The sequence below is a fragment of the Bradyrhizobium sp. CB2312 genome, from assembly GCF_029714425.1.
Classification (GTDB): domain Bacteria; phylum Pseudomonadota; class Alphaproteobacteria; order Rhizobiales; family Xanthobacteraceae; genus Bradyrhizobium.
Window position 1 is genome coordinate 3443405 of the sequence record NZ_CP121668.1, and the last position, 23659, is coordinate 3467063.

At 59.8% G+C, this 23659-nt stretch carries 25 protein-coding genes and 9 pseudogenes; 16 read left to right on the forward strand and 18 right to left on the reverse strand.

Features of this window, described 5'->3' with window-relative positions; genetic code table 11:
• Window positions 1-6: 6 nt before the first annotated feature.
• From QA642_RS16595 to QA642_RS16615, 5 genes and pseudogenes are all read right to left on the reverse strand, one after another.
• Window positions 7-504 (reverse strand): hypothetical protein, encoded by a 498-nt coding sequence (locus QA642_RS16595; RefSeq protein WP_283085593.1) that lies wholly within the window; start codon window positions 502-504, stop codon window positions 7-9.
• A complete protein-coding gene (locus QA642_RS16600) occupies window positions 501-731 on the reverse strand; it encodes a hypothetical protein (protein ID WP_283085594.1) in 231 nt (76 codons plus the stop codon). The genes QA642_RS16595 and QA642_RS16600 overlap by 4 nt, the downstream gene beginning before the upstream one ends.
• 222 nt (window positions 732-953) lie before the next feature.
• Window positions 954-1140: pseudogene (locus QA642_RS16605) on the reverse strand (hypothetical protein).
• Window positions 1141-1688: 548 nt separating this feature from the next.
• Window positions 1689-2165 (reverse strand): DUF3833 family protein, encoded by a 477-nt coding sequence (locus tag QA642_RS16610; protein ID WP_283085595.1) that lies wholly within the window; start codon window positions 2163-2165, stop codon window positions 1689-1691.
• A 131-nt stretch (window positions 2166-2296) separates the two neighbouring features.
• Window positions 2297-2533: a hypothetical protein gene (locus tag QA642_RS16615; protein ID WP_283085596.1), complete on the reverse strand. Its 237-nt coding sequence runs from the start codon at window positions 2531-2533 to the stop codon at window positions 2297-2299.
• A gap of 274 nt (window positions 2534-2807) precedes the next feature.
• Between QA642_RS16615 and QA642_RS16620 the strand changes: the two genes are divergently transcribed.
• Both QA642_RS16620 and QA642_RS16625 read left to right on the forward strand, forming a co-directional pair.
• Window positions 2808-3029, forward strand: coding sequence for a hypothetical protein (locus QA642_RS16620; protein WP_283085597.1), 222 nt, complete (start codon window positions 2808-2810; stop codon window positions 3027-3029).
• 12 nt (window positions 3030-3041) lie between these two features.
• A complete protein-coding gene (locus QA642_RS16625) occupies window positions 3042-3458 on the forward strand; it encodes a hypothetical protein (RefSeq protein WP_283085598.1) in 417 nt (138 codons plus the stop codon).
• A gap of 244 nt (window positions 3459-3702) precedes the next feature.
• Here the strand turns inward: QA642_RS16625 and QA642_RS16630 are convergent, their stop codons facing one another.
• The gene (locus tag QA642_RS16630) at window positions 3703-4860 is read right to left on the reverse strand and encodes an MFS transporter (RefSeq protein ID WP_283085599.1); all 1158 of its coding nucleotides are present in this window, start codon (window positions 4858-4860) and stop codon (window positions 3703-3705) included.
• 368 nt (window positions 4861-5228) lie between these two features.
• Between QA642_RS16630 and QA642_RS16635 the strand changes: the two are divergent.
• Window positions 5229-5504, forward strand: a pseudogene (locus QA642_RS16635) (IS630 family transposase); the annotation flags it as partial.
• A gap of 998 nt (window positions 5505-6502) precedes the next feature.
• Window positions 6503-7165 carry a DsrE family protein gene (locus QA642_RS16640; protein ID WP_283085600.1) on the forward strand — a complete coding sequence of 221 codons (663 nt, stop codon included), beginning with the start codon at window positions 6503-6505 and terminating at the stop codon, window positions 7163-7165.
• A 1175-nt stretch (window positions 7166-8340) separates the two neighbouring features.
• Here the strand turns inward: QA642_RS16640 and QA642_RS16645 are convergent.
• A pseudogene (locus QA642_RS16645) lies at window positions 8341-8628 on the reverse strand (IS630 family transposase); the annotation flags it as partial.
• Between the two features lie 406 nt (window positions 8629-9034).
• Here QA642_RS16645 and QA642_RS16650 point away from each other — a divergent pair.
• Window positions 9035-9718, forward strand: coding sequence for a helix-turn-helix domain-containing protein (locus tag QA642_RS16650; protein WP_283085601.1), 684 nt, complete (start codon window positions 9035-9037; stop codon window positions 9716-9718).
• A 168-nt stretch (window positions 9719-9886) separates the two neighbouring features.
• Window positions 9887-10171: pseudogene (locus tag QA642_RS16655) on the forward strand (transposase); the annotation flags it as partial.
• 19 nt (window positions 10172-10190) lie between these two features.
• On the opposite strand, the pseudogene QA642_RS16660 reads toward QA642_RS16655, so the two are convergent.
• Window positions 10191-10844, reverse strand: a pseudogene (locus QA642_RS16660) (IS3 family transposase); the annotation flags it as partial.
• 160 nt (window positions 10845-11004) lie between these two features.
• Between QA642_RS16660 and QA642_RS16665 the strand changes: the two are divergent.
• Together QA642_RS16665 and QA642_RS16670 are read left to right on the forward strand one after the other, a co-directional pair.
• A pseudogene (locus QA642_RS16665) lies at window positions 11005-11169 on the forward strand (IS21 family transposase); the annotation flags it as partial.
• A gap of 170 nt (window positions 11170-11339) precedes the next feature.
• Window positions 11340-11591, forward strand: coding sequence for a hypothetical protein (locus QA642_RS16670; RefSeq protein WP_283085602.1), 252 nt, complete (start codon window positions 11340-11342; stop codon window positions 11589-11591).
• Window positions 11592-12374: 783 nt separating this feature from the next.
• Here the strand turns inward: QA642_RS16670 and QA642_RS16675 are convergent.
• From QA642_RS16675 to QA642_RS16685, 3 genes are all read right to left on the reverse strand, one after another.
• Window positions 12375-12593 (reverse strand): hypothetical protein, encoded by a 219-nt coding sequence (locus tag QA642_RS16675; RefSeq protein ID WP_283085603.1) that lies wholly within the window; start codon window positions 12591-12593, stop codon window positions 12375-12377.
• 169 nt (window positions 12594-12762) lie between these two features.
• Window positions 12763-13149: a response regulator gene (locus tag QA642_RS16680; protein ID WP_283085604.1), complete on the reverse strand. Its 387-nt coding sequence runs from the start codon at window positions 13147-13149 to the stop codon at window positions 12763-12765.
• Between the two features lie 117 nt (window positions 13150-13266).
• Window positions 13267-13632, reverse strand: coding sequence for a PRC-barrel domain-containing protein (locus tag QA642_RS16685; protein WP_283085605.1), 366 nt, complete (start codon window positions 13630-13632; stop codon window positions 13267-13269).
• Window positions 13633-13973: 341 nt separating this feature from the next.
• Here QA642_RS16685 and QA642_RS16690 point away from each other — a divergent pair, with 341 nt between their 5' ends.
• A complete protein-coding gene (locus tag QA642_RS16690; protein ID WP_283085606.1) occupies window positions 13974-14168 on the forward strand; it encodes a hypothetical protein in 195 nt (64 codons plus the stop codon).
• Window positions 14169-14205: 37 nt separating this feature from the next.
• Here the strand turns inward: QA642_RS16690 and QA642_RS16695 are convergent, their stop codons facing one another.
• From QA642_RS16695 to QA642_RS16705, 3 genes are read right to left on the reverse strand one after another with little or no spacing between them, the layout of a single operon-like run.
• Window positions 14206-14607: a hypothetical protein gene (locus tag QA642_RS16695; RefSeq protein WP_283085607.1), complete on the reverse strand. Its 402-nt coding sequence runs from the start codon at window positions 14605-14607 to the stop codon at window positions 14206-14208.
• A 13-nt stretch (window positions 14608-14620) separates the two neighbouring features.
• Window positions 14621-14821, reverse strand: coding sequence for a hypothetical protein (locus QA642_RS16700; protein WP_283085608.1), 201 nt, complete (start codon window positions 14819-14821; stop codon window positions 14621-14623).
• Window positions 14822-14832: 11 nt separating this feature from the next.
• The gene (locus QA642_RS16705; RefSeq protein ID WP_283085609.1) at window positions 14833-15279 is read right to left on the reverse strand and encodes a nuclear transport factor 2 family protein; all 447 of its coding nucleotides are present in this window, start codon (window positions 15277-15279) and stop codon (window positions 14833-14835) included.
• A 389-nt stretch (window positions 15280-15668) separates the two neighbouring features.
• Here QA642_RS16705 and QA642_RS16710 point away from each other — a divergent pair.
• The 7 genes and pseudogenes from QA642_RS16710 to QA642_RS16740 form a co-directional block, all read left to right on the forward strand.
• A pseudogene (locus tag QA642_RS16710) lies at window positions 15669-16129 on the forward strand (exonuclease domain-containing protein); the annotation flags it as partial.
• A 32-nt stretch (window positions 16130-16161) separates the two neighbouring features.
• Window positions 16162-16907, forward strand: a pseudogene (locus QA642_RS16715) (MFS transporter).
• 255 nt (window positions 16908-17162) lie between these two features.
• A pseudogene (locus QA642_RS16720) lies at window positions 17163-17715 on the forward strand (LssY C-terminal domain-containing protein).
• A gap of 492 nt (window positions 17716-18207) precedes the next feature.
• Window positions 18208-19869, forward strand: a complete 1662-nt coding sequence (locus tag QA642_RS16725; RefSeq protein WP_283085610.1) for an ATP-binding protein — start codon at window positions 18208-18210, stop codon at window positions 19867-19869.
• Window positions 19870-19872: 3 nt separating this feature from the next.
• On the forward strand, window positions 19873-20493 hold the full coding sequence (locus tag QA642_RS16730) for a response regulator (protein WP_283085611.1): 621 nt from the start codon (window positions 19873-19875) through the stop codon (window positions 20491-20493).
• 127 nt (window positions 20494-20620) lie between these two features.
• Window positions 20621-20995, forward strand: coding sequence for a response regulator (locus QA642_RS16735; protein WP_283085612.1), 375 nt, complete (start codon window positions 20621-20623; stop codon window positions 20993-20995).
• Between the two features lie 280 nt (window positions 20996-21275).
• A complete protein-coding gene (locus tag QA642_RS16740) occupies window positions 21276-22142 on the forward strand; it encodes a helix-turn-helix domain-containing protein (protein WP_283085613.1) in 867 nt (288 codons plus the stop codon).
• 51 nt (window positions 22143-22193) lie between these two features.
• Here the strand turns inward: QA642_RS16740 and QA642_RS16745 are convergent, their stop codons facing one another.
• Genes QA642_RS16745 through QA642_RS16760 form a run of 4 tightly spaced genes read right to left on the reverse strand, consistent with a single transcriptional unit; the run spans window position 22194 to window position 23554 of the window.
• Window positions 22194-22511 (reverse strand): phospholipase D-like domain-containing protein, encoded by a 318-nt coding sequence (locus QA642_RS16745; protein WP_283085614.1) that lies wholly within the window; start codon window positions 22509-22511, stop codon window positions 22194-22196.
• Entirely contained in the window at window positions 22478-23023 is a 546-nt protein-coding gene (locus QA642_RS16750) for a phospholipase D-like domain-containing protein (RefSeq protein WP_283085615.1), read from the reverse strand. Before QA642_RS16750 ends, QA642_RS16745 begins: the two co-directional genes overlap by 34 nt.
• On the reverse strand, window positions 22963-23187 hold the full coding sequence (locus tag QA642_RS16755; protein ID WP_283085616.1) for a hypothetical protein: 225 nt from the start codon (window positions 23185-23187) through the stop codon (window positions 22963-22965). The genes QA642_RS16750 and QA642_RS16755 overlap by 61 nt, the downstream gene beginning before the upstream one ends.
• A 31-nt stretch (window positions 23188-23218) precedes the next feature.
• Complete coding sequence (locus QA642_RS16760) at window positions 23219-23554, reverse strand: ATP-binding cassette domain-containing protein (protein ID WP_283085617.1); 336 nt, start codon at window positions 23552-23554, stop codon at window positions 23219-23221.
• Between the last annotated feature and the right edge of the window lie 105 nt (window positions 23555-23659).

Sequence of the window (23659 nt, forward strand, 5' to 3'; positions counted from 1 at the left end):
TCATCATCAGGCCGCGACACTGCCTCGCCATCCTGATCGCCGCGCACTTCCTACCCAGATTGCCGCGCTACAATCATGCCCCTTCGAACAGCTTTCTCGGCCCCAACTTTGCCCACCCAGCGAGTTGGGGCCGCCTTTTTGGGACGAGGCCGTGCGACGTCTAGTTCCAAGTTCCGACGCAAGCCGGTCGCGCCACCCCAGACAACGAATGGAACGCCCGAGCCCAGTTAATCCCCATTGGCTGGTCCCGGCGTAGTGACGGCCCCACTTCAGCCCCCTGAGTGGGGCGCTTTTTCGGTGGGCGATCAGCACATAACCGACAGCATCCGCCAAAGCCTCAAATCGACCGGCATCGCCTTCGGCGGCGTCCTCGATCTCGCCGCGCTGCAGGGTCAACAGCGCGGTCATCCGTATGTCGCGCCCGAACATCGAGTTGATGATTGCGAGCATGTTGATCGCCAGCCGGTAGCGATAGGGCAGATGAAGCACGCTCTCGTCGGTCATTTGATCACCCGCAGGTGGCCCCGGCGAACCTGATCGACCGCTTCGTCATGCATCGCCTCGGCCTCGACCCAGGTAGAGCAGCGGTTCTGGAACTGATCGAGCCAGCCTCCGAAGATCATGGTTTCGAACAGCTGCGCCTCGCCGCAAAGCAGACCGATTCGATTGGCGAACTCGATCGAGTCACACGCCGCGCGTGCGGCGCCATCATAATGCTCTCCACGGTGCAATCGAAGACGGCACGGCGGATGCAGCGGGATCGCGCCGGGTCAAAAAGGGGAGGCGTGATCGGGAAAACGGCGCCGTTTCAAGCAACTGCTTTCACTGGGCGACCGGCGTTGCATTCTTCGTGACGGAGGCCAGCAGCGCCAACAGGCGGTCACCTCCGTCAGCTATCGCCGCTGCATGAGGGTTCTTCCACGGAAACACCGTGCCGGGTCTGCTGTATGAAGTCACCCTTTTTGTTTTTCTTTCGCGCTTCTTCCATCGGAGCTTTTAGCGCGTTCATCGAAGCGATCAGCGCCCTTAGCAAGATCGTGGCCCGTCTTGCTCTCGTTCTTCGCTTCTTCTCTAGCAGTCGCCTCGCAAGCCTTCAGCAGCCCGTTCCCCCGCTTTTGATGATTTTCCTTCGCTATTCATGTGAAGCACCTTCCCTGATGAACAAAGCTTCTCGAGGAATAGTCGGGATCTATCCCAGCTGAGCCGTAACAAACTCAAATCAGATCACTTCGCCATTGTTCCATTCCGTTAAAGCGAAAGCGTCTACTGGCGCAAATCTGATCTCGGACGAACCGCACACGCATGTCCGGTAAGCAGATAACCTGACGGTCGGTGGGTAGCGCGGCAAAGCCCGCATTGGGGCCACAAGCCGACGTACGGAAGACTGGAGAGGGGCACATCGCAGGCTCATTGCACAACGAGTATGGCAGGGCGGCTTACCGTGCTTCGGGTGCAGTCTCGCTAAACACGGGGCTGTACACTTTGGCAATAAGCCGTGTTGTTGATGGTAGCTCGACCGGCATCCTGCTGAGTGACACTAGCCGTCATTTTCGATAAAGCCGCCCTCGGAGCTTTGCGAGGCATACGGAGACGTCTGCCAGCAGTTGCCGACAACCTGCGCCCGCGGTCCAATTTTCCCTGTGCCTCCCACCTGATCTCGCCTGTGGCAGCGGCAGACACCAGCGAGGCTAAAGCTTACGGTAAGTCACGTGCGCCGTCGCAAACGGGATACCAGCGCGGCCAGCACGGCCGCGGACTATGCAAGCTCGTTCATCGATTCCGTAAAACCAATTGTCGAAATTCAGCTTGAACGATCTACCGCCTCCTTGCGGCGTATCGCGAGTGTATTTCCAGTGGAATGCGCAACCGCCTTGCTCCCCAATGGCCTCACCTTCCAGTCTGTTTTCTAAGCCGGTGTACTTGCCTTCCTCACCCTTTCGGATCGTCCAATGCAAAGTATCGCTGTGACCATCGTCAAATGTATATGCCTCGATGAACAGCACTGTATCAGTGTCGGCATCTAGTTCGCCGTGACCGGCAATTGTTGCGCGGTTCAGTAGTCCGCCAACTAGACTTTCTAGTACTGCCCAACCTTCTAGCCGCCCGACGAAAAAACGTTCAGGAAGAAACAGCGGCGTTGTGCCTCTAAAAGCATCGATCGCCATTGGTACACCCTTCGAAATTACGTCTAACGAATAAATCTCCTGGCTCCGGCTGGTTCCTAGCTGGCGGGAACATGCTCGGCTCGGAGCGCTCAAGCATTCGCCGCACGCCCTGCGTATTTACACGATCGGATTTAATACCGCTCAGCCGGTTCACTACGCACCGTCATCCGGTCCTGTTCTTCAAAGCGGGCCTCCATGTTGTCGAGGTAAGGGGTCGCGAACTCGCCCGACTTGGCGGCAAAACCTGACACCCTGGCGAAGCTTCCCTTGCCAGCGTGTCGAAGGCGAGCTTTGCCGTCATCTTCGGCTTCATTGCAGACCACGGTCACGAAAAGGAGACGGCCGCCCCCAATATACTGGACGGCCACCAAAAGGCTCAATCGAGCAGCTGATCTCAGCCTTGGCGCTTGCATCGTAACTCGTAAGCGGCCGCTAAATCCCGACGAGCTAGCGGGCTGGGAAGCCGACTCAGACGTTGTTTGAGGGCTCGACGGTATACGGTTCGGTGTGGCCGCGCCAGGCATCCTTGCCAGCCGCCAAGAGAAGGTCTGGGCTAGTCGGCAATTTCTTGTCTTGAAACTTCGCGACTTCGGCGGGATACTTGGACAAGTCTTGCCCATCATCATTCCGAGGATGACGATCATGGCGATCCAGATCGTGATGGACAGTACCGGCGATAGCCGTCACTTTTTCAATCCAGAAGACGCGCGAGAGCTCGAAAAGGCCGAGCAGCGATTCCACAAATTGACCGACGGCGGCTTCACCGCGGCAGTCCGGACGGGTCCGGGTCAAGTATCGAAAATGCGATCGTTCGACCCGAACGCGGAAGAAACCGTCTTCTTCCCCAGGCTGGTCGGCGGGTGATCGGCCCGCGCCATGTTGGGCTTTTCTCGCCCGCGTGAAGGCCGGCGCGCGAGAGCTATTCGGGCTCTCTTTATCAGACACGGCGCCGAACGAACTCCGGAGGGCCGCTCGCTGCAGCTCTTGCGGGCGTGGCTATCGCCGGCCCAGCGTGCACAGTTCACGGAAAAGGGTTACTTCGAGGTCACCGGCGGCGATACTGGCAGGAAATATAGGATCTACGCGGGCGCGTCGACGAACGTCTGCGAGGTCGACGAAAAAGGGCGCGCGATGCGGGGCCTGTGTTTCATGCCGCGTGGCAATCTGCCGGTTGGAGATGTTATGCTTTCACAAAAGATCGCGCTGGAATGCAGCGAGAACCAAGCGCTCGAGGTGGCCAGAAGGTTCGCACCGACTGGTTTCATGTTCGGGCGAAGCCGGCTCCTTGGTTGAGCCGCAACGGTCCTCGCTTGGACATCGGCGAAAAATTGACATAGCGGAGATCCAAGACGAGCTGATGTCGATAGGGACACCTTTCTGCAAGGTCCGCATGACGACAGAAACCGGCGCCACTGAGCTCGCACAGGATCTCGTCCGACTGCCGAAGTTACCAACCGCGCGAGACAGGAGATGCAGCCCAGATGCGCTTTCGGCGGAGCGCAGACTGGTGGTCCTCCCCGTTCGCTCGACCGAAGTATCAGCCTCTCCCATCGGCGAAGCCAAACCAGGCTAAGGGGAGCGCGATGATGCAGAGCGCCGCCATGGGAAAGAACGCCGCCCCGGCATAGGGAGCATACAGTGCGCCGGACAATAAGGTTAGTACTGCCGTTAGCAATCCTGAGCCAAACGCATAGAGAGCTTGCGCAGTTGCGGCGACGCTTGGTGCGACCAGCGTTCCCATCATCCGCATGCAAGCGAGATGGAGCAGAGCGAACGTTAATCCATGCAATGGCTGTATCAGCGAGAGCAGCAATAGGGAGGTGGTCACGCCCGCTACGGACCAGCGGACGATTCCAGCCGCAGCTGCCAAGATAGCCGCGCCACGCACGCCAAACCTTTCCAGGAGTGCTGGGCCGACCAGCATGAACACCAACACTTCAGCGACCACCGCTTCCGACCACAAAAAGCTAATCGCCGAAGTGCTGATGTCCGCATCGCTCCACCTGATCACTGCAAATGCATCGTGCACTGCATGACTGCCATAGATCAAAGCCGATGCGATAATCATGATGCGAAACTGCGACACGCTCATCAGGGCTTTCAGCTCTGACACAGCGAAGGACGGCGACCTCTGCGATCGGGCTTGCCCGGGTAGCAATGCAGTGGCGCCAGTGGCGGCGATCAGGAAGACAGCGTTCATCCAGATAACCGGCGTGAGATCGGCTGGGCTGACGAGTTGTCCGGCGACCAGTGTTCCCAGGACGAAAGCCGCGGAAGCAGCCCCCCGTATCCACCCGTACTCGAATGGCCTTCCGGCGAAGCGAGGCCTCGCTGTATTGACCGATAACGCATCGGCGATCGAGGTGGTAGGGGCGAGAGCGGCAGCCTGAACCAACGCGACAAGAAGCAGCCACCAGTATCTATCGGCCCAGAGCAATGCGACGGCTGCTGAGGCCGCCACGGCAGCACAGCCTGCGAGCACGAGGCGCAATGACCCGAGCTGATCCGCCAGCCTAGCAAGCAACGGTCCGGAAACGAGCCGCATCAGCATTGCAGCAGAGAGGATCAGACCGATCTGCTGAGACGCCAGAGCTCTCGTTTCGAAGAATTTTGGCCAGAATGGAGATGCGGCGCCGAACGCCGCGTATAACGCGACGTAGAGGACTATATAGGCGATTGGTGCGGGAATGCGCACAGGAGCCTTATCAGTTGCTTTATAACCTGCATTGCGTGCGAACGCTGAGCCAAGGCGCAATTCAAATCAGAGCAGGCTCCGAAAGCGGAGTTTGGCCGCACAGATCAGTCGGATCAAGTCGATCCGCACGCCCCGTTGATGAACTGTCGGCCTGCTTCTCTGTTCCGCCAGCACTCCGGGGGCCTCCAAGCGAGTACCGTAGGTCAGTCATGCCGACCAACGCCTACTTCCGTCTCCGCTCAGCGAGTGAGGAGGAAAGGACCCAGCTTGAGCCGCTGAACGTGTGCCCTGCATGCTCTGCTCTCCAAAACGACACCGTCCGGCGGGCGGCCCTCACCTCTTTGGCGGAGTGTGATTCAAGATGCTGACTGGATTGCAGGCGCCAGCATCGCAAAACCCCACCTCTTTCCCTGGATCTTCGCGAGCGTGTGGTGGCGTCGGTTTTGGTGGGCGCGAGCTGCCGGTCTGTGGGAGTTGCGGTCTCGTCGGTTGTGAAGTGGTCAAAGCGGCAGCGGGGACAGGCTCGGTTGCGCCTGGCAAGATGCGCGGTGTCCGCCCCCCTCCTTGATCCGCACCGCGCCTTCATCGTCGAGCGGATCACTCAGACGCCGCACCTGACGCTGCATGGTCTAAAGGCGGAACTGGAGCGATGCGGCCATGTCGGCGGCATCGCTGCGAAGCGCCCTATCAAGGTCACCTTTGATCCGGCGGATATCATGAACGCCGGCGCGTCTCGTTCGCACGCTTTGAAGGGCTTTCCTCGCTCGTCCGCGCGGCTCTGGCAAATTGTCTTGCGTTTAAGGGCCGCTCGATTTCATCGACACGGAAGGATCTCTCTTACTTTGCGGCAGGTGTCGCACCGAAAGAGCGACCGTCGGAACCGCCGTGATCGTGCTTAGAGACTTCGAGTTTCGAGATGCCATCCCGGACGCACAGCCAAGTCACGGGCGGATCGCCGAGAACAGGCTCCACAGTGGATCCCCTTCGGAAGTCATGAATGACGATGCACAAAGTCCTCTATCGGACCTACGACCATTGCGGGAAGTCTTCCCACTAAAGATATTTCCACAACCACTTTGCGGCGGAGCAGGTCGAACGCCACTCCAACTTCCACGCAAGTTGGATGTGGAATTCTCCATACGCCAACTCCACTGGATCAAAAGTCCAAATTCGCCGCGCGACACGCGGAACATGTCTCTTTAGGCTTGCGGGTTCGCAGCCTACCCCGAAATGGTTACGTGAGTTCTCCCTAAGAGGCATAGGACAGCGTATAGCCCCGCTCGTAACACTGCTGTGACTTTGCAGCGATTCGTGGAAGTCACTGATCGATGGAACGGGAGCAAGGCGTTCGCCCGCAAGCTCACCATCATGAACGAAAGTCGAGCGAATTTAGACGCGGGTTCTCAACCAGTTGCAGTGGCGGCCACGCTAAACCGACAATCGGAGGCCGCGGCGATAATCATGCGACTAGCGACCTCATCAACGAGGCGTAGCCCGGTAGGCGGGTCTGCGATACGAAGCCGGGCGTCGAATTCGGTGCCCATCACATGTTCTCAATTGGATGACCGCGATGCCGGGCAACATGCCGCGCGAAACGCCTGGCTATTTGACTATCTCAGCAAAACCACGAGGGAGAAATACGATGAGCATCTCGCAGCGCATTGCGAAAGCCGCAGCTATAGGAGCCTTCGCGGTCCTGCTTGCCGCTCAGATGGCGGCGGCGGAGCAAGGCGGACGATACTGGGTGCCATCCGAGCCGACAACTATGACGCCGGCCCCGTACCCGGCGCTGACAACCCCCTCAGCTCCGACCTCCGATAAGACCAAGACCAATCGAGCCCCGCAGGGGCGATCGCTGGTGAAAAATTCGACGAAACGGTTCGCTGCCAAGCAGCCGCGGAAGCGACCCTCTCTCGAGGCGATGGCCGCGGATTCCAAAACGCACCGTTTGATCCTTCAGGTCAACACGAATGACGCTGGCGCGATGAATCTCGCGTTGAACAACGCCGCGAACGTTACGCAACATTATGGGGAGCTCGGGGAGAAAGTTAAAATCGAGGTGATCACGTTCGGGCCCGGACTGCATATGCTTCGCGATGACACGTCCCCGGTGAAAGCTCGAATTGAGCAGATGGCGCTGAGCATGCCGGAGGTATCATTCAAGGCTTGCGGTAACACCCAAGAAAAGATGCACGAAGCCGAGCACAAGGACATACCGATTGTTTCTCAGGCGCAGGTGGTAAAGTCAGGCGTGGTGCGGGTGATGGAACTGCAGGAGACGGGTTGGACTTACGTAAAACCGTGAGCGGCTATGTCTAGCTCGCCCTGGCAGGTCGGTTCTCGCGAATCGTAAGCGAGAGCGAGTCTTCGAAGAGCGTTATGATGGCGAAATGCGCTCCGCTTACTCAAATTCAACTATGAAGTCGTTGAGTCAAGCTACGATTTGGAGCGCTCTCACACAGCTTTTGCGTAGCTCAAGCGCAGTTTTGCAAGGGATGTGCTTTTTGGCGCAAGAGCGTGAGACCTGGATGCTGCAACCGGTCAAAGAGCCAGCCTAGATTACGAAGAAGTAGGTCGAGGCTAGCCCTGACATCGGACCCGGCGCGGCATTCCCAGCTTCTTTGCCGTGGGGTCAACAAGCGAAGAACTCGCGGTGAGCAAATTTAGTCCGTTTCACCACAATCAGCGGATCGAAACGGCCGCACCGTTACTGGGAGCCATTTCCAAAACAACTTAGCTGCCACAAAGAGCAGCAACAGCCCGATAACCGTATAAGCGATTCAGTCCATCCGGTTTCTAGCCTCCGGCGAACAGCACGCTGCGCGTTTTTTTCCCACCCGCCGCTGAGCTTCCGACCTAGGGGATTGCGGGCCCGGTCTTTTGCTTGGGGCGAAGGCGCGCCAGCAGCAGCCAGCCACATGGCCTAAGTTTCTAGAAAGGAACAGCATTTCCCTTGCGGGACGAAACACGGCTGAAACAACGCAGTGTTCTTGTCGGGAAATGAACACCGCCGCCGTGACAATGAATTAGAGCCCGGCGGCGGCCACAGACTTCGGCCACCATTAAATCGGCCTAATACGCGCTGTACTTGGACCGCAGACCATTTGCTCTTGTGTTAGAATCCCTGCCTTTCAACCCCTGAGCAATGGCTCTCAGACTCGTTTTGCCGGCCATCTGTAGCTCCCTGATGATCGGCGCCAAGTCTGAGCCCGAGCGTCAGCCCGCGCCTGGAGAGTCTCTGTAGCCATTTCCCGCCTTCTCGCTCGGAACGACGCCCCGATCACCGAGATTTCGTTGTTGATGTGCCTCAGCGAAGCGATCCGAAGCTAGCCATTGGCACCATCGATGGTCGGCCGACGTCCCGCCCGCGGCGTCGCCCGCCGGCGGTATATCCGCCATCCGTACTCCGAGCCGGATCCTCGGGCGTATTGCCTAGTTTTCCCGAGTTCCTGAATAAGGGCGCTCGCTAGTCACGTGAATCTAAAGTTCGCCACATAAAGTCTGCTGGGCTTTGTGGCAGAAGCGTTTGACGGAAGCCAAAATCTGGTCTGCGGACTTGGTCCATTTGAAGGGCTTGGGATTTTTGTTGTGCGGGTCGATGAAGGTACGGATGTCGGCCTCGAGCTGCCTGACGGAGGTGTGAACACCTCGCTGGATCTGCTTTCGGGTGAGCTCAGCGAACCAGCGTTCGACCTGATTGATCCATGACGCGGAAGTCGGCGTGAAGTGGACATGATAATGCGGCCGACGGGCGAGCCACGCTTTGACCCCCCAACAGCGGCATAGAAGCTGACATTGCACGACGTCCGAGAGGCGCAGAAACAGACCTCAGCCGAACCGGGTAGTCAAAGTCTGGGCTTTTGATTTAGCTCAAAAGAACTGACCGGCGCTCCATCAGCATGCCGGTATGAAGGCCGCCCGCAGCCCAAAGGTACGCAAGCGCCGACTTGGTCGTAGCGCGAGCAAGACCGAGGAGGCTCTGCGCGTGATTTCCGAGTACGCGAAGGAGTTGCGGAGACTGATTAAGAAGCTTCGGCGGCGTCTAAATTGAGGGAGAAACCTCTCATTCCGCGTCTGAATTCTCCTGTACCTTGGTACAATGTTCCTTAGTACATGCGCCAATTACGCTCTACTGGCAACTACGGTTCTACTGGAAAGTGCGATGGAGCTACCCATGTTTCTGCGCACCACTCGAAACAGTAAGCCCCACATCAATACGCTCGGCGACTTCGGTATAGCGAGCCATTCAGGCGCCGCTGTAAGCCTGAACGAAATCACCTATAGAAAAGGGACGGAAGTTTACGGCGAAAAGGAGCCGGCCGAATACGTCTATCAAGTTAAAAGGGGCGCCGTGCGAACATACAAGCTGCTCTCCGATGGCCGACGGCAGATTGGCGCGTTTCACTTAGTGGGAGATATTTTTGGTCTCGCCGATGACGATGCCCACCGGTTCACTGCGGAGGCAATCATTGAGACCACACTGCGTTTGATCAAGCGTCAGACGTTGGAGACGGTCGCCGAGACCAACAACCTCGTAACTCGCGAGCTCCTCAGCATGGCTACGCTGAATTTGAAGCACGTCGAGGACCATATGTTGCTCTTGGGTCGCAAAGACTCAATTGAAAGGGTGGCCGCTTTTCTCGTGGAAATGGACGAACGTGTAGCTTCGCAAGTTATGGCTCTCCCGATGACGCGACGGGATATCGCCGATTATCTCGGACTGACTCTAGAGACTGTATCTCGCGCCTTGTCCAAAATGCGCCGTGCGGGACTACTCGACTTTGTGGGCACGACGCAGCGTAAAATCATTATTCTGGATCGGGCGAGACTTCGCGCAGCTGATTTCCAGCGTCAGTGAGTCGTCCGTCCGCTGCGCGGGTAACCGGCAAAACTCTGATGAGCAGAAAATATCTGCTTAGACCCGGAAAGCGGACCTCTTTGCCTTTTTATGATGGGGTGGACGCCCCGCCCGACGGCATCGATGTGCCAAAGTGGAGGTGTTGAGCACCACTTAAGGGAGGCGTCCGTGTCAGAGGTTATCATAATCGGTCTGGATATCGCCAAGCATGTTTTCCACGCTCATGGAGCAGACGGGAAAGGGCGAGCTATATTCAGCAAACGGATCAGCCGAGGAAAGCTGCTGGATTTCTTCGCAGCCCAGCCGAGTTGCACGGTAGCTCTGGGGGCATGTGGCGGAGCCCATCACTGGGCCCGTCAACTCGCCCAGCTTGGCCATGAAGTTCGGCTAATCCCTCCCGCCTACGTAAAGCCGTTTGTGAAGCGGCAAAAGAATGACGCGATCGATGCCGAGGTGACCTTGCCCCCAAGTTTTATCCAGTCCTGAGTTCGCCCCGGCTGTTGGATTTGCCCGGTTGGGCGGTGGTAGCGACGGGAGCTGGCGCGGAGCCCTCGGCATAGCGCAGCGCCAGATCCCGGCGCGGATGGCAGGTGAAGGCGAACTCGGACGGCGTCTTCCATCCGAGCCGCGAGTGTGGTCGTGCGTCGTTGTAATCGGTCCGCCAGCATCGGAGCGCGACGCGGGCCTGGGCCAGCGACGTGAACAGCGTCTCGTTCAACAATTCATCCCGCAGCCGGCCATTGAAGCTCTCGATAAAGGCATTCTGCATGGGCTTGCCCGGCGCGATGTAGTGCCATGCAACACGGCTCTGATTGGCCCATGTCAGGATGGCGTTGCTGGTGAGCTCGCTGCCGTTGTCGCTGACCACCATCTTCGGCCTGCCGCGTTCCATCACCAGCCGGTCCAGCTCCCGCGCCACACGGGTGCCGGAGAGCGACGTGTCGGCTACCAGCGCCAGGCACTCGCGGGTGCAATCATCGACCACGGTGAGGATACGGAAGCGGCGACTATCGGTGAGCTGATCCGACACGAAGTCGAGCGACCAGCGGTCGTTCGGCGCCATCGCCACCGTCATCGGCGCCCGGGTCCCGATCGCCCGCTTGCGGCCGCCACGGCGGCGCACCGTGTCGCGCGGCGATCAGGATGGAAGGCAGCGTCAATCAAGGTGAGAGAGTTTCGCTGGGCTCGTGACGTAGGGAGGGCGTAGCCCGACCGGAGTTACGAGCCCAGCGTCGGCGCGATCCCGAGGAGGACCGCGCCGACTGGTGATCGCGGCCGGCGGGGTTATGCAAGTGGTTCTTCCGCCAAGAGGAATCACTCGCGTGCCCGGCCGACACATCACAGATCACCAGATGAGGCTCTACATGAAGTACCGTCAGACCGATAGCCCGCCAGTGGCGGCGGCCAAGGCATCATTCAGTGCGTCGACCGCCTATCGGATCGAGAGAGACCCCCCGCGGTTCGCCCTTCAACACCTTCGCCGATGCCGAGAATGCCTGCGAGGCTTTCCTGATGCATCTAACGCGCTGACCACTTGCACGCGCGCTCGGGTTGCGGGAACATCCGCTGGCTGGTCCAGCTTGAGCTCAACCGTGATCGGCCAAAACATCGGAGGTGCCAATTGAGCATCCTCTCCGACATGCGATATCCGCACTGGCTGATGGTGGCGGGCGCATTGCTGGTGATTGTCGGACTGATTGGGTGGTTGATCAGCCGCAGGCAGATGGATGCGGCCCAGGACGATCCGGACGGCCAGCCGAGTCAGGAGGCGCGCCCGCAAATGCCGCCGTTGCCGGATCTCCTCGACGCACGGCCCAAGAATCGCCATCCGTCGACCCGATCGGGAGATCGGTCCGAGGAAATTTCCGACTAACGAAATCATCCCTGTTGGGAAATCTGCCAGTATTTGTCTCGATCGGTCCCATACTGATTTTTGCCATGGCTTGATTGGGGCCGGTTCGGTCTTCACTGCTTCTTTTCTCGTCCTGCTGACCGCTGCCGTGTGCTTGACCGGTCATAAAAGTTATGGCTTGGGTTGGGCCGACGTCTTCTTCGGAATGTTCTTGGTCTGCATCGCAGCGACCACCGTCAAGAATGGGCTGACGGCCGATTCCATTCCAGGCCAATTTGCTTAGAACACCCAACTTTCCTTCGCCATGAAGCCCGCGCAAGTCCACGCACGGCACATTGAAGTGCTTGCAGATGTTGGGGATCTTCGCCGCGTTCGGCTTGAACTGCTCCATGGTCACCACCGTTGCGCCGAGCACGGCCGCGCGGGCGATCAGAAGGGGTCGGCGTTGCGACCGCCCTGCAGTATCTTCTGACGCTCGATATTGGTTTGGAAGTGATCGATGGCATAGATGGAAGCGACAACGCACCCTCTTTCGCGTCGGGGATGCTGAACAAGGTCGGGTTGGCGTTGGCCCAATCGAGCGGTTCGCTTCCATGGTCTTCCAACTCGCGCAGCGCCTCTCGCGTCGAAGTGAACCGCCCACTGGCGAGCATGCCGTCGAAGGCATTCCAAAGCGACACGAAATGCGGCCGGTAGTAGTTGCGGTGCAGGGACGAAATCACCGGTTGTCGAGTACATACATCAGTGGCCTCCCCCAAACTTAGCCTCGAAAGTCGGGAGGTTCTTTGGCTTGATGTTGAGGTACTAGGCAAGCGCGCCCTCATCGAAGCGGCCTTGATGGTAGCGCGTGAAGGCCAGATCGATGTAGCGCTGCCCCAGGTAGGCATGCTGGCTGTTGTAGTAGTTTCCTGAGCCTGACTCCTTCGGCTTGAGCTGCGCTTCCCACTCCTTCGCGGCCTCCGTGTACTCGCCGGCGTCGATCAGGCCACAGTCGACGGCGAGACGCTGGAGGATCTCAAGCACCGCGCCTCTTTTTCGAGAGAGGACAGAGGCCTGCTACGGGACTGGATGGCGGTCGCGGCGGCGCGCGCCGCGGCCGCAACGCGCGGCTAAAGGATAGCGCGAGCAAGCGACGATCCGCTGCGGCCCTTACGGGCTCGATCGAGGATCGGAAACTCACAAGGATTCCGGTTCAAGCCGGTGGGGTCCCGGTATCGAGTAGCTGCGAGACAGCGGCGGCCAATTGCGCCTGCGCAAAGGGCTTCTGAATCAGGACGCTGCCGTCGACGCCCTGCGATTGCCAGTCAGGCGCGCTGGCGCTCGTCATGTAGACCACAGGAAAGCTAGGTGTGATTTCCCTGATCTGCCGCGCCAGCTCCCAGCCGCTGATGCCGTCACCCAGGTTGACGTCGGTCAGCAGGACCCGGCATCCCTCGCGGCCATCGCGAAACGTGGACAGGGCCGCCTCTCCCGAAGGGACCGAGCAGGCCTCGAAACCGCCGTCGGACAAAGCGTCCTCGACGAAGCTTGCGATGAGAGCCTCATCCTCCACGACCAGAACACGAACGGCATCACTCACTTTCAAGTCTCCTCGGCGACCGAGCCGGGTCGTCTGGCGTGCGGCGGTGCGTTGGTCCGCGGTCCGGCGGAAGAGCGACCTCCGCCGTCAGGCAGCCGGGCACCAGAGTGCGCCGCTTCAAGCCACCGGCACACCGTAGTAGGCGTTCACGGAGCGGGTCGTCGCGGGGTCGCTCCAATTCCAACTGCTCTCGTCGGCGTATTTCGGGGCGCCGCGGAGCTGGTCCTGGGAAATGCCGGTGACTACATAGCCGCCGAGGTTGGTGTCGTATTTCAGCGTCTGCCAGGGCAGCGGATAGTGATCGTCGCCGATGCCGAGCAGGCCGCCGAAGCTGAGCACCGCGTACGACACCCTGCCGCTGATCTTGTCGATCATGACGCGCTCGATGTAGCCGACCTTTTCGCCCTTCGCGTCGTACGCGTTCGTGCCCTCGACCTTGTCGCTTCCGATCAGGCTGAACGTCTCGCGATCTTCCGTGGCCATGTTGACCTCCGTGCGTTGTCTTCCGGAGTCAACCGCACGACGATGGCGCTGTTCCTGACTGAAGCTTTTGGCGTCGTTACCGCAGCGCCGACCAGGGCGGCCTGGATCCAAGGTTCCTGCGCGATCGGGGAGGGCGGTCGGTTCGCGTGCCGCCGGTGGGCCAAGGATTAGCTGCATTGCAGCATCCGCTCCCCCGACCCGTGGATCCGCCGAGAGCGCGGGGTTCGGTTCGAACTACTTACCTGGCTTATTCGTTATCTGTCATCACCGGCCGGACGATTGGGCGCCGGTGGCTGAGAGACCAACGTCGTTCTCCCGCCTAACCAACATAGGAGAGAGCGGTGCATCGGAAGCGCTCTAGCCCCCATACCTTCGACGAACGCCTGTCGGCCGAAAAAGCACGGCTCGACGAACAATTGAAAACAGTGAGCCAAGAAGAACAGCGTGAACAGATACGGCGAAAACTGCACCAGATCGAAATGGCCTTTCACATGGACCGGTGGATGGCCTCGTCCGAATTGCAGCCGCCGCGTTAGAACGCTGAGCGCTGCCCCGGGCTTCGAAAGGGCTCAGCTATGAGGCGCTGGCCCGCGCCCACTCTCGGGCGGCGCGTTTGCGCTGACGGCGTTCGCGCCGGCGCCGGCCAGCTTCGGCCGGAGGCCGCGGCAAGGGCGTCGGCGTGGCCGGCACCGTCGCCTCGACCCGTCGCGGCGCCGGGTCGATGGGACGGGCCTCCATGAACTCGAGCACCTCCCGCCCCTTCTCGGTGATCCGCCAGCCGCCGTTCAGGCGTTCGACAAGGCCTTGCGAGAAGACGTCCAGGTCCGGCACCCGCGCGGCCAATCGCTTCGTGCGCTCGGCCCAGTCCGGCCCGCTTGTCGCCAGGATCGCCATGTCGCGCTTGAGATCCGCCATCACGGCGAAGCCGTCCGGATAGCTCACCAGGATTTTCAGGACCGTGACCTGAAAATTCATCCCGCCCCTCCGGTCAGCGCCACATGGTCGGCGCCCGCGAAAGGGCTTCGCGCCCGACTCGCCTCAATCCTTCGTGGGTGACTTCGCCCTTCGTGGCGGCTTCCAAAATCTTCGAGGCGACGTGCGTGCGCATCCCGATCTCGCACTGCGAGACGCTCTCGCAGACTTCATCGAGGACCGCACGCAAAAGGGCAGTGGTGGTCGTGTCGAACATGAGGCACCCGCCTACTTCGGAGGCGGCGGCTTGGGCATCGCCGACAGCAAACGAATCTTCAGCTTCCCGCCCTCGGTCACATACGTCGCCGTCCAGATGCCTCCCGTCTCGATGGGCGCGCCGCTTTGGTTCTTCCCAGTCAAACGATAATTGCCGATGGCGAGCGCCATGTCCGAACCCAGCGGCCACGCTTGGCCCACCGTGATTTCCTCGCGGTCGAAGCCCGCCTTGAAGGCGCCTTGGTAGAATTCGGCGATATCCGAGCGCGGACCTGCCGGATTGACGTGGATGCCGCCGGACGCGAACAACGCCGCGATCCTCGCGCCATCCTGCTTGTTGAAGCTCGCCGCATATTCCGCGGCGACTGCTTCAACCTTCTGCTTTGGATCGCCATCGGCTGCCATTGTAGAAAGCGAAAGCGCCGCCACAAAAAAGCATGAGAAGAAGGTACGCAGCATCGCAATTCCTCTCTAAAAATATCAGTTCTGAAATTAGCCCCCATGTGGACTAGCCCAATATGACCTCAGTGCAGATTGAGGGCAACAGCTTGACGTATTGCGACGCATCAAGAACTTGGCTTCCGCCGCCGGCGAATTACTTCGAACCGCCAGCCTGAAGATCGTCGGGATCAACGAGCTTCATCTCGAAGCTGCGGGCAGTCGCCCACGTGTGCCGAACTTCGCCGTGCCTACGACGTACTTGAAACGGTTTACGATCAGCATCCCGCAACATGACCGAACCGGACTACATCCCTCGAAAACGCCGTGAATCGCTCGATTCTCAGGTACCTCGCCGAGCAATATTATGCGACACCGGATCGAGCGTATCGCAAGGGCTCCGAGTCCCGATGTTACAAACCCCGATGAATTTAGCCGCGATGGCCGACGCCTTGAGCCGGTCGGCGGACTACCGGGTGCTGCGGCGCCTGGTGCCGCGCCGGCGTCCCAGCCGACAATCGGGCAGGATTGCAGGACGGGCATCCTGCTAGACACCGAGACGACGGGCCTCGACCACGCCAAGGACGAGATCATCGAGCTCGGGATGGTCAAGTTCGACTACACGGGGGAGGGGCGGATCGTCTGCGTCAAAGACACGTTCTCCGCCTTCAATGAGCCGTCCGCGCCAATCGCCGCGGAGGTGACGTCGATCACCGGCATCACCGACGAAATGGTGGCTGGGCACAAGATCGACGAGGCCGCTGTGAACGCCTTCGTCGACGATTCGGTGGTCGTGGTCATCGCGCACAACAGCGGCTTCGATCGGAAATTTTCCGAACGCTACTGGCCCGTTTTCGAGCATAAGGCCTGGGCGCGATCGCAGGCGCATTCTCGCTGCCGAAACTGAAGGCTGTCTTCGGGCCCGACCGATTGGTCATGGCAGGCACCTTGGGTACGGCAGCGAGCCTGATCTTGCTCGGTCGGGCCCATCAGTCCGCGTTCGCCTTTCTTGCGTGCTTCATCGCCGGCCTCTCATGGATCTCCGTACTCGCGACTCTCAATGTTTCGATCCAAGTATCGCTGCCTGATGGGGTCCGCGGTCGCGGCTTGGCCATGTTCGTCACCGTGTTCTTCGGCGCGATGACCGCCGGCAGCGCCCTATGGGGACAACTGCGTCAGCACTCGGCCTGCCGGCAGCGCACTTCATCGCCGCGGCTGGCGCCGTCGCCGGCATATTGGTGACCTGGAGCTGGAAGCTTCAGTCCGGCGGAGGGGTGGATCTCGCACCGTCCCTGCACTGGCCGGCGCCGGTCGTGGCGGTTGAAACCGAGCCCGACCGTGGCCCTGTGCTGATCACGGTCGAATACCGCATCGACACCCTGAAGCGCGATGCGTTCCTGATCGCCGTCCAGGAGCTGGGGCAACAACGCCGCCGTGACGGAGCCTACTCCTGGGAGATCTTCGAGGATGCAGCCGAGACCGGCCGTTTCCTCGAGACGTTCATGGTGGTCTCCTGGCTCGAGCATCTCCGGCAGCATGGGCGTGTTACCAACCCCGACAGGATCGTCCAAGATGCCATTCGCGACTTCGGAGCGGAGGCAGAACCGAGGGTCACTCACTTCCTCGCGGCTCGACCTCAGCCGGTTTGACGGAGGGGGCCGCACGCTGCCTGCAAACAAGGTGAAGCATGGTGCGGGCACGGATGATGAGCAAACGGCAGGCGCTGATCGGAGTCGCGACAGTCGTCACCGCCCTATCTGATCGGCCTATATCTTGTTGCCCGCTCTCTGGAAGCATCATGAGCACGAGCCTGGTCTGGCTTCGTTGCCCATGGTGACGCGCACCCCAGTGGAGTCCCCGGTGATGCCCTCAACGTCGGACCGGTCGGTACCAGGGAAGACGTCTTGACAGCCATGCACGCGGCAGGCTGGTTTCCGGCCGATCCGATCACACGAGCGTCGAAATCGTCGGCAGCGTCATACTCGACCGGCCGTATCACGATGCGCCGGTCAGCCCGCTCAGCTTGCGTTCGAAAAGCCCGACGGTCGCAGTGCGGACCGGCGGCATCATGTCCGGTTCTGGCTCGTGCTCGAGAAGAAAACGGACGGCCGTCCGGTGTGGCTCGGGTCACTCACCTTCGACCGAGGGGTGGGATTCAGTCGTGACACCGGACAGATCATGCATCACATCGCCCCTTATATCGATGCCGAACGCGATCTCCTGATGCGAGATCTGCGCGAGGCAGGCATGGTTCAAAATGTCTTCCAGATATCCGCACGGGGCCGACGTTGTTCGGCCGAAATGGCGAGGGCGATCCCTACTACACAGATCGACGTCGCCACGCTGGTGCATGATGGCGCAAGGCAGGAGGCCCAACCAGTGACCCTGCCGCCGCCACCGCTAATCGCCCTCAAAGACCAGATCTGGCACGGCGTCAGCAAGGCGCTCGGTCCATAGCCCTGGAGATCGAGCCGGCGGGGATACAAGACCCCCAGGCGATCGCCGAGACCGTTGCACCACTCGGGTAAGTTGATGTTTTGCTTTGCGATTTGGACGTACTTGGTGCGCCATATGCCACCACGCCATTGATATAAATCAACATCGCCCCCGATCCACCGCACAAACTTCGGAAACCGATTTATGTTTTCCGGGTCTCACTACCCGGCTTTGCCATTCAAAGCTGAACTCATGCGTTTTCCGAGTCGGGAGGAAGGGGCCGCTGACCGAGTCGGCAAATTATACACCTTAAAGTTGTGGCAAATGGGTCGAGCCCTTTTGCAGGTGTTGGGACTCCTGCTCGTAACTAGCGCCTGTTTTGACACTCAGGCCGCTCACGGTCGTCAACGTGTATACATCCTCGAAAGCCAATCTCCATGGGTGTCAGCAACCGCTCAGACCATCGAGGCATTTCGAGAACGTCTCCGCGAAGGAGCGGGAGACTCTGTCGATGTGTTCGTTGATTATCTGGAACTGGGGCGACTTCCAGGTCAGGAACACCTCGACCTCTCGATCCGATATCTGACCCAAAAGTACTCGCAAGCTCCGCCCGACGTCGTCCTGACGCTGGGACGGGCTGCGATACCTTTTCTCCTGAAGAACAAGCAAGTCGTTGGGCCGAACGTACCCATCATTGTGGCTAATGCCCCGCTGACGGAGGTGCCTGATAAGGATCAACTGCCCAACTCCATTTATGTCGGCTCCCAGTACAATTTTCTGGAGACACTGAAGCTGGCGCAGCGGCTTCAGCCCAACGCACGAAATCTCGTCGTTGTGGGAGGGGCAGGCCAGTACGCCAAGCAATGGCTTGACGACGCGCGCCGCCAACTTGAGCCATACGCCGACATGTATTCGACTCGATACATCTCGGAGATCGGCTATCAGCAATTGCTGAACGAGATCGCACAGCTTCCAAAAGATACGATTGTCATCCTCTCGGTCTTCATACTCGATGGCGACGGCAATTCTCGCCCCACGCTGGAGGTTGCTACCGATCTGGCCGGAGTCACGACTGCGCCTATTTACTCGCCCTTGCCGAGTTCGATCGGCACGGGCATCGTTGGGGGGTACAGCGACGACTGGCGAACGCAAGGCAAAACCGCGGCAGCTATCACGTTGCAATTGCTGGCGGGCAAGCAAATCTCTGAGCTGCCGCGGCTCAACTTCGGCGAGCACAAAAACAGGATCGATGCCCGGGAACTCAAGCATTGGCAACTCAGCGAGTCAGCCGTACCCGCCGATGCTGAAATACGCTTTCGGGAGTTCACTCTGTGGGAGCAATATCGCTGGGCAATCCTGGCGACCCTTACGCTGCTTCTGCTGGAAGCCGGCGTGATCGCCTGGCTGGTCATCGAGCGTCGACGTAGGTTGGCGGCGGAATGGGAATTGCGCCAGCGGCTGCTGCAGGTCATCCATTTGAACCGCACGGCCGCCGCCGGCGCATTGTCGGCTTCCGTCGCCCACGAGCTCAACCAGCCGCTGGGGGCCATTCGCAGCTACGCGGAAGCTGCCGCTCTTTATCTGAAAGCTGATCCGCCGAACCTGGAAAAGATCGGGCCGATCATCGAGCAGATCATCCGGGACGACCAGCGCGCAGCGGATATCATTCGTCATATCCGTGAACTGGTGAAGGGCAGAAGCAGCAGCGAGGTCGAAGAGTTCGACCTGAATGAAGTTGTAAGGGATGTCGTCGAGATCGTTCGGCCGGAATCAACGAAGTCCGGGCTGAAGCTCGATTTGGTTCTCGCGGGCGGTCCGCTTACGGTCCGCGGAGATCGGATTCAAGTCCAGCAGGCGATCATCAACCTGGCATTGAATGCCATCGATGCCATGCGAGAGACTCCGGCGGCTGTTGCAGGGCTGTCGATCTCGACGGCGCGAAGCAATGATGGCGCAGCCGAGTTGTCCGTCGTCGACTCAGGAAGGGGGATTCCCGCTGACAAGCTGAATACGGTTTTCGAAACATTTTACACCACGAAGCGCCATGGCACCGGACTCGGTTTGACCGTCGCGCGCACAATCGTCGAAAGTTATGGAGGCAGGATATGGGCCGAAAATCACTCCGGCGGTGGCGCTGAGTTCCGCTTCAACCTGCCCCTTTCCAGCAAGTCCTGAATCATGAAATCCCCACCGTCCGTGTACGTTGTCGACGATGACCAGTCGTTCCGTTCGGGGCTCGGCGAGCTGCTGACCGCTTGCGGCTATCGCGTGATACTGTGTGAGACGGCTCAGCAGCTGCTTAATCATCCCCTCCAGGACGAAGCAGGCTGCATCCTGCTCGACCTGCAAATGCCCGGGTTGAGCGGCTTTGAGCTGCAGCAAGTTCTCGCCGACCGCAACTGCAGCCTCCCGATCGTTTTCATCAGCGGGCACGGCGATATTCCCATCACGGTGCAAACGATCAAGGCTGGTGCTGAAGACTTCCTGACCAAGCCGATTTCGCAGCCGCGTTTGTTGGAGGCGATCGAGCGCGCCCTTGCCCGGGTCGAAGCGCTGCGCGGTCTCCAGGGCGAAAAGGCGGCCCTGACTGCGCGTCTCCAGACCCTGACTCCGCGGGAGCGTCAGGTGTTTGACCAACTGGTTCGCGGCTTGCCGCACAAGCAGATATCCCATCTGCTTGGCATCTCGGAGCGGACGGTCAAGCTTCACCGCCACGAGGTCGTTCGCAAACTGCAGGTCCGATCGCTCGCGGAACTCGCCGCGATAGCGGAGCGGCTGGGGCTGCTGTCCGGCGGCTAAAGTTCGCGAGCGAGGAGGCCGTCTTCGTGCAATCCCATCCTTCCCCTATGGGCAGCTTTCATCCGCGGCCAAGGCCTGACACGCTACTGGCTGTGGAACTGCCCCGACCTCCGGCCAGGTTGAATGCGTGGCCCCCGTCATCAAGAAAATCGTCGGAGTGCTCGATGACGATCCCAGCGCGCTCAATGCGGCTGGCGTCCTGCTCACGGCGCTCGAGTTCGATGTCATTCTATTTGCCTCCGCGGATGACTTCCGGAGAAACAATGGTGCAGCCTCGATCGATTGCCTCCTTCTCGACATTCAACTCGGATCGATGTCGGGGATCGATTTCCGACGTGAACTGAAGGGCTCCCATCCGAATCTGCCGGTCATCTTCGTAACGGGGCTCGATGGCGAGGCTGCGTGTCGGGAGGCCCGTGACGCCGGATGTTCCGGATTTTTACGCAAACCGTTTGAAGCGCGGCTCCTTGCCGAGACTATTAGGCGAGCGACCGGCAGTTGACGCGGAGTGCGCCGCATGGTGGCGACGATAGACCTTGCAATAGTTGCGGAGCGAGCCGGTACACCTGCCTCTATGTGCAGTACAGGTTGAATTCCAACCATGCCATCTTGGTAGCCTAAAATGCGATCGGGGGATCGTCGTGCCTTGGAATAGAAACCTCGAATTTACGGATCCCTTCCTGTGCCAACAGGCAATTCAGGGCGCAGACGTCGAGATACTCCCGACTGCGAGAGGCCGTTTCCATACCGGAATCACGCAAATCGGTATGGATACCGCGTGGATGCAGCGATTCGACGTGACCTTGCCGCAGATCACCGCGATCGGCGTGAAGGCCGGAAGAACGGCGATTGGATTTCTGACGGACGAGGCCCAGGTCGAGCTGAGGCACTGCGGAAATCGATTAGAGTCCGGCGAGATAGTTATATTTGGTCACGATCTCGTTCATCAGCGTTCGGCGACGGCTCTGCGGTTTGGAACGATGTCCCTTGCAAGCAAGGATCTTTCCAGGCTGTACGCGATCATCGTCGGTGAAGAACTCCCGCAGCCACCGGGGCGGCGGGTTATCCGGCCTGTGCAGGCGTCAATGGCGCGTCTCCGCGCGTTGCACAAAACCGTCGGTAATATCGCACAGGACCTGCCGGGGCTTCTCGGTCGAACGGAAGTACGCCGGGCGCTGGAGGAGAAACTGGTCCATGCGATGGTGCGATGCCTAGCCGATAATTCCGTCGCCAGGAATAACGCGGGCGACGGCCGACATTGCGTAATCATGCGTCGCTTTGAGCAATTCCTGGCGTCCAATGCGGATCGGCCGCTGTACCTGGCCGAGCTCTGCGCGGCCGTCGGGGTGCCGGAACGAACCTTGCGCGCATCCTGTGAACAATATTTTGGAATGGGGCCTATTCGCTATCTCACGTTGCGACGAATGCACCTCGCCAGGCGAGCACTTCTGTGCACCGAACCTTCGAAGGCCAGCGTCACTCGCGTTGTCACCGATCATGGCTTCTGGGAGCTTGGCCGGTTCTCGGTAGCCTACAGGACGCTGTTCGGGGAATCGCCGTCTGACACGTTGCGCCGCTCGGCCGAACACAATCCGGCCGACCTAAGGCGGCCATCATACCTGTCCGAGACAGCGATGACCCTGCAATGATGGCGGACCGGCCTTGTAGATCGCGCGAACACGGCCGAACCCGGTCAGCCATCACCTGCCGTGCTTTTGCGACGGTCCAAGGGCGAACAAATCCGCACCTTCCGTGCCGTGCCTTTCAAGGTCTTGGCGGATACCTTCATCGGAAAGGTCGAGTTCGCGCGAGTGCTTCCAATCGTGCCGCGCGGTTTCCACGAGCCGTTCGATGACATGCCTGGCATCGGTCTCGACGGCCAGTTCCCGCCGCGCGTCAAAGCTGCCGGGAGTGAGGTTGATTGATCCGACCACCGCGCGCCGTTCATCCGCGAGCAGCATCTTCCCGTGCAGCTTCAAATGTCTCAGCGTGTGAATTTTCGCTCCCACGTCCTGCATGATCCGGAGGCCGCCGATTCCTTCGACGAGCTTGCTTTTGTTTGGGCCGGCCGCGCCATGATGTGAACTTTTACACCGCGGTTGACGGCGCGTACCAAACGCTCGATGATGACTGTATCCTGATATCGTTCATTCTGAATCAGAAGCGTCTCCTTGGCGGAGGCGACAAATTCCGCGATCCGCTCACGCCCGTTGTTCGGGCACCAGATCAGCTCCGATTCCGCTTCGGGATGGAATTTCTTGTGCGCCCAGTCGGCATCGAAGCAACGGACCATCTCATCAATTTCGCTCCTCTTGGTGGTTACGACCGCGTAATCCCGCGTTTCCGTGAGATCGCGTGTTTCCCAGTTCAGCGATTCGACGAAGCCAAATTCGTCGTCGATGACCATCGACTTTTGGTGGGTGAGCGCAAAATCAGCGCTGCTGTCCCGAACTTCGACGCCGCTGTCAGTCAGCAGTTGGCGCGCCTTTTCGTTTTCGCTCTGGCCGTCTCGGCGGGCCGGGTTGAGCATGACGCGCACGCGAACCCAAGTTGCTGAGCGGCGATCACCGCCTTCAGCAAGGTGGGGTCGGTAAACAGGAACATCCGGATGTTGAGCGAGCGCTTGGCCGAATTGATCGGATCGCGAATAGAGTCGATGGTATCGTCGGGGAGCACGATCAGCTTGTGCGACATCTCTCAACTCCATCCCGAAGGGTTGCAACCGCTATACGGCTTTTACCGATGCCTCTTGCGAGGTGTCATACTGGATCCGGTGGAGCTCGGAATAGACACCGCCGAGAGCGAGCAACTCATCATTCGTCCCTTCCTCAGCCACGACTCCATCCTTCAGCACGACGATCTTGTCCGCACCGGCGATGGTGCTGAGCCGATGCGCGATCATGATCACCGTGCGTCCCTGCATGAGCCGGCGAAGCGCTTCGATGACTAGCAGCTCGGATTTGGTGTCGAGTGCGGCCGTCGGCTCATCGAGGATCATGATCGAACTGTTGCGGACGACGGCGCGAGCGATGCCGATGCGCTGTCGCTGGCCGCCCGACAAGGTGTCGCCTCGCTCGCCGACCACTGAATCGGAAGTGGCGGCTGAAGTCGAATTACCCGATCCTGAGCGGCGTGACGCCAACCGCTGGAGGCCTCGTGTTCTTCG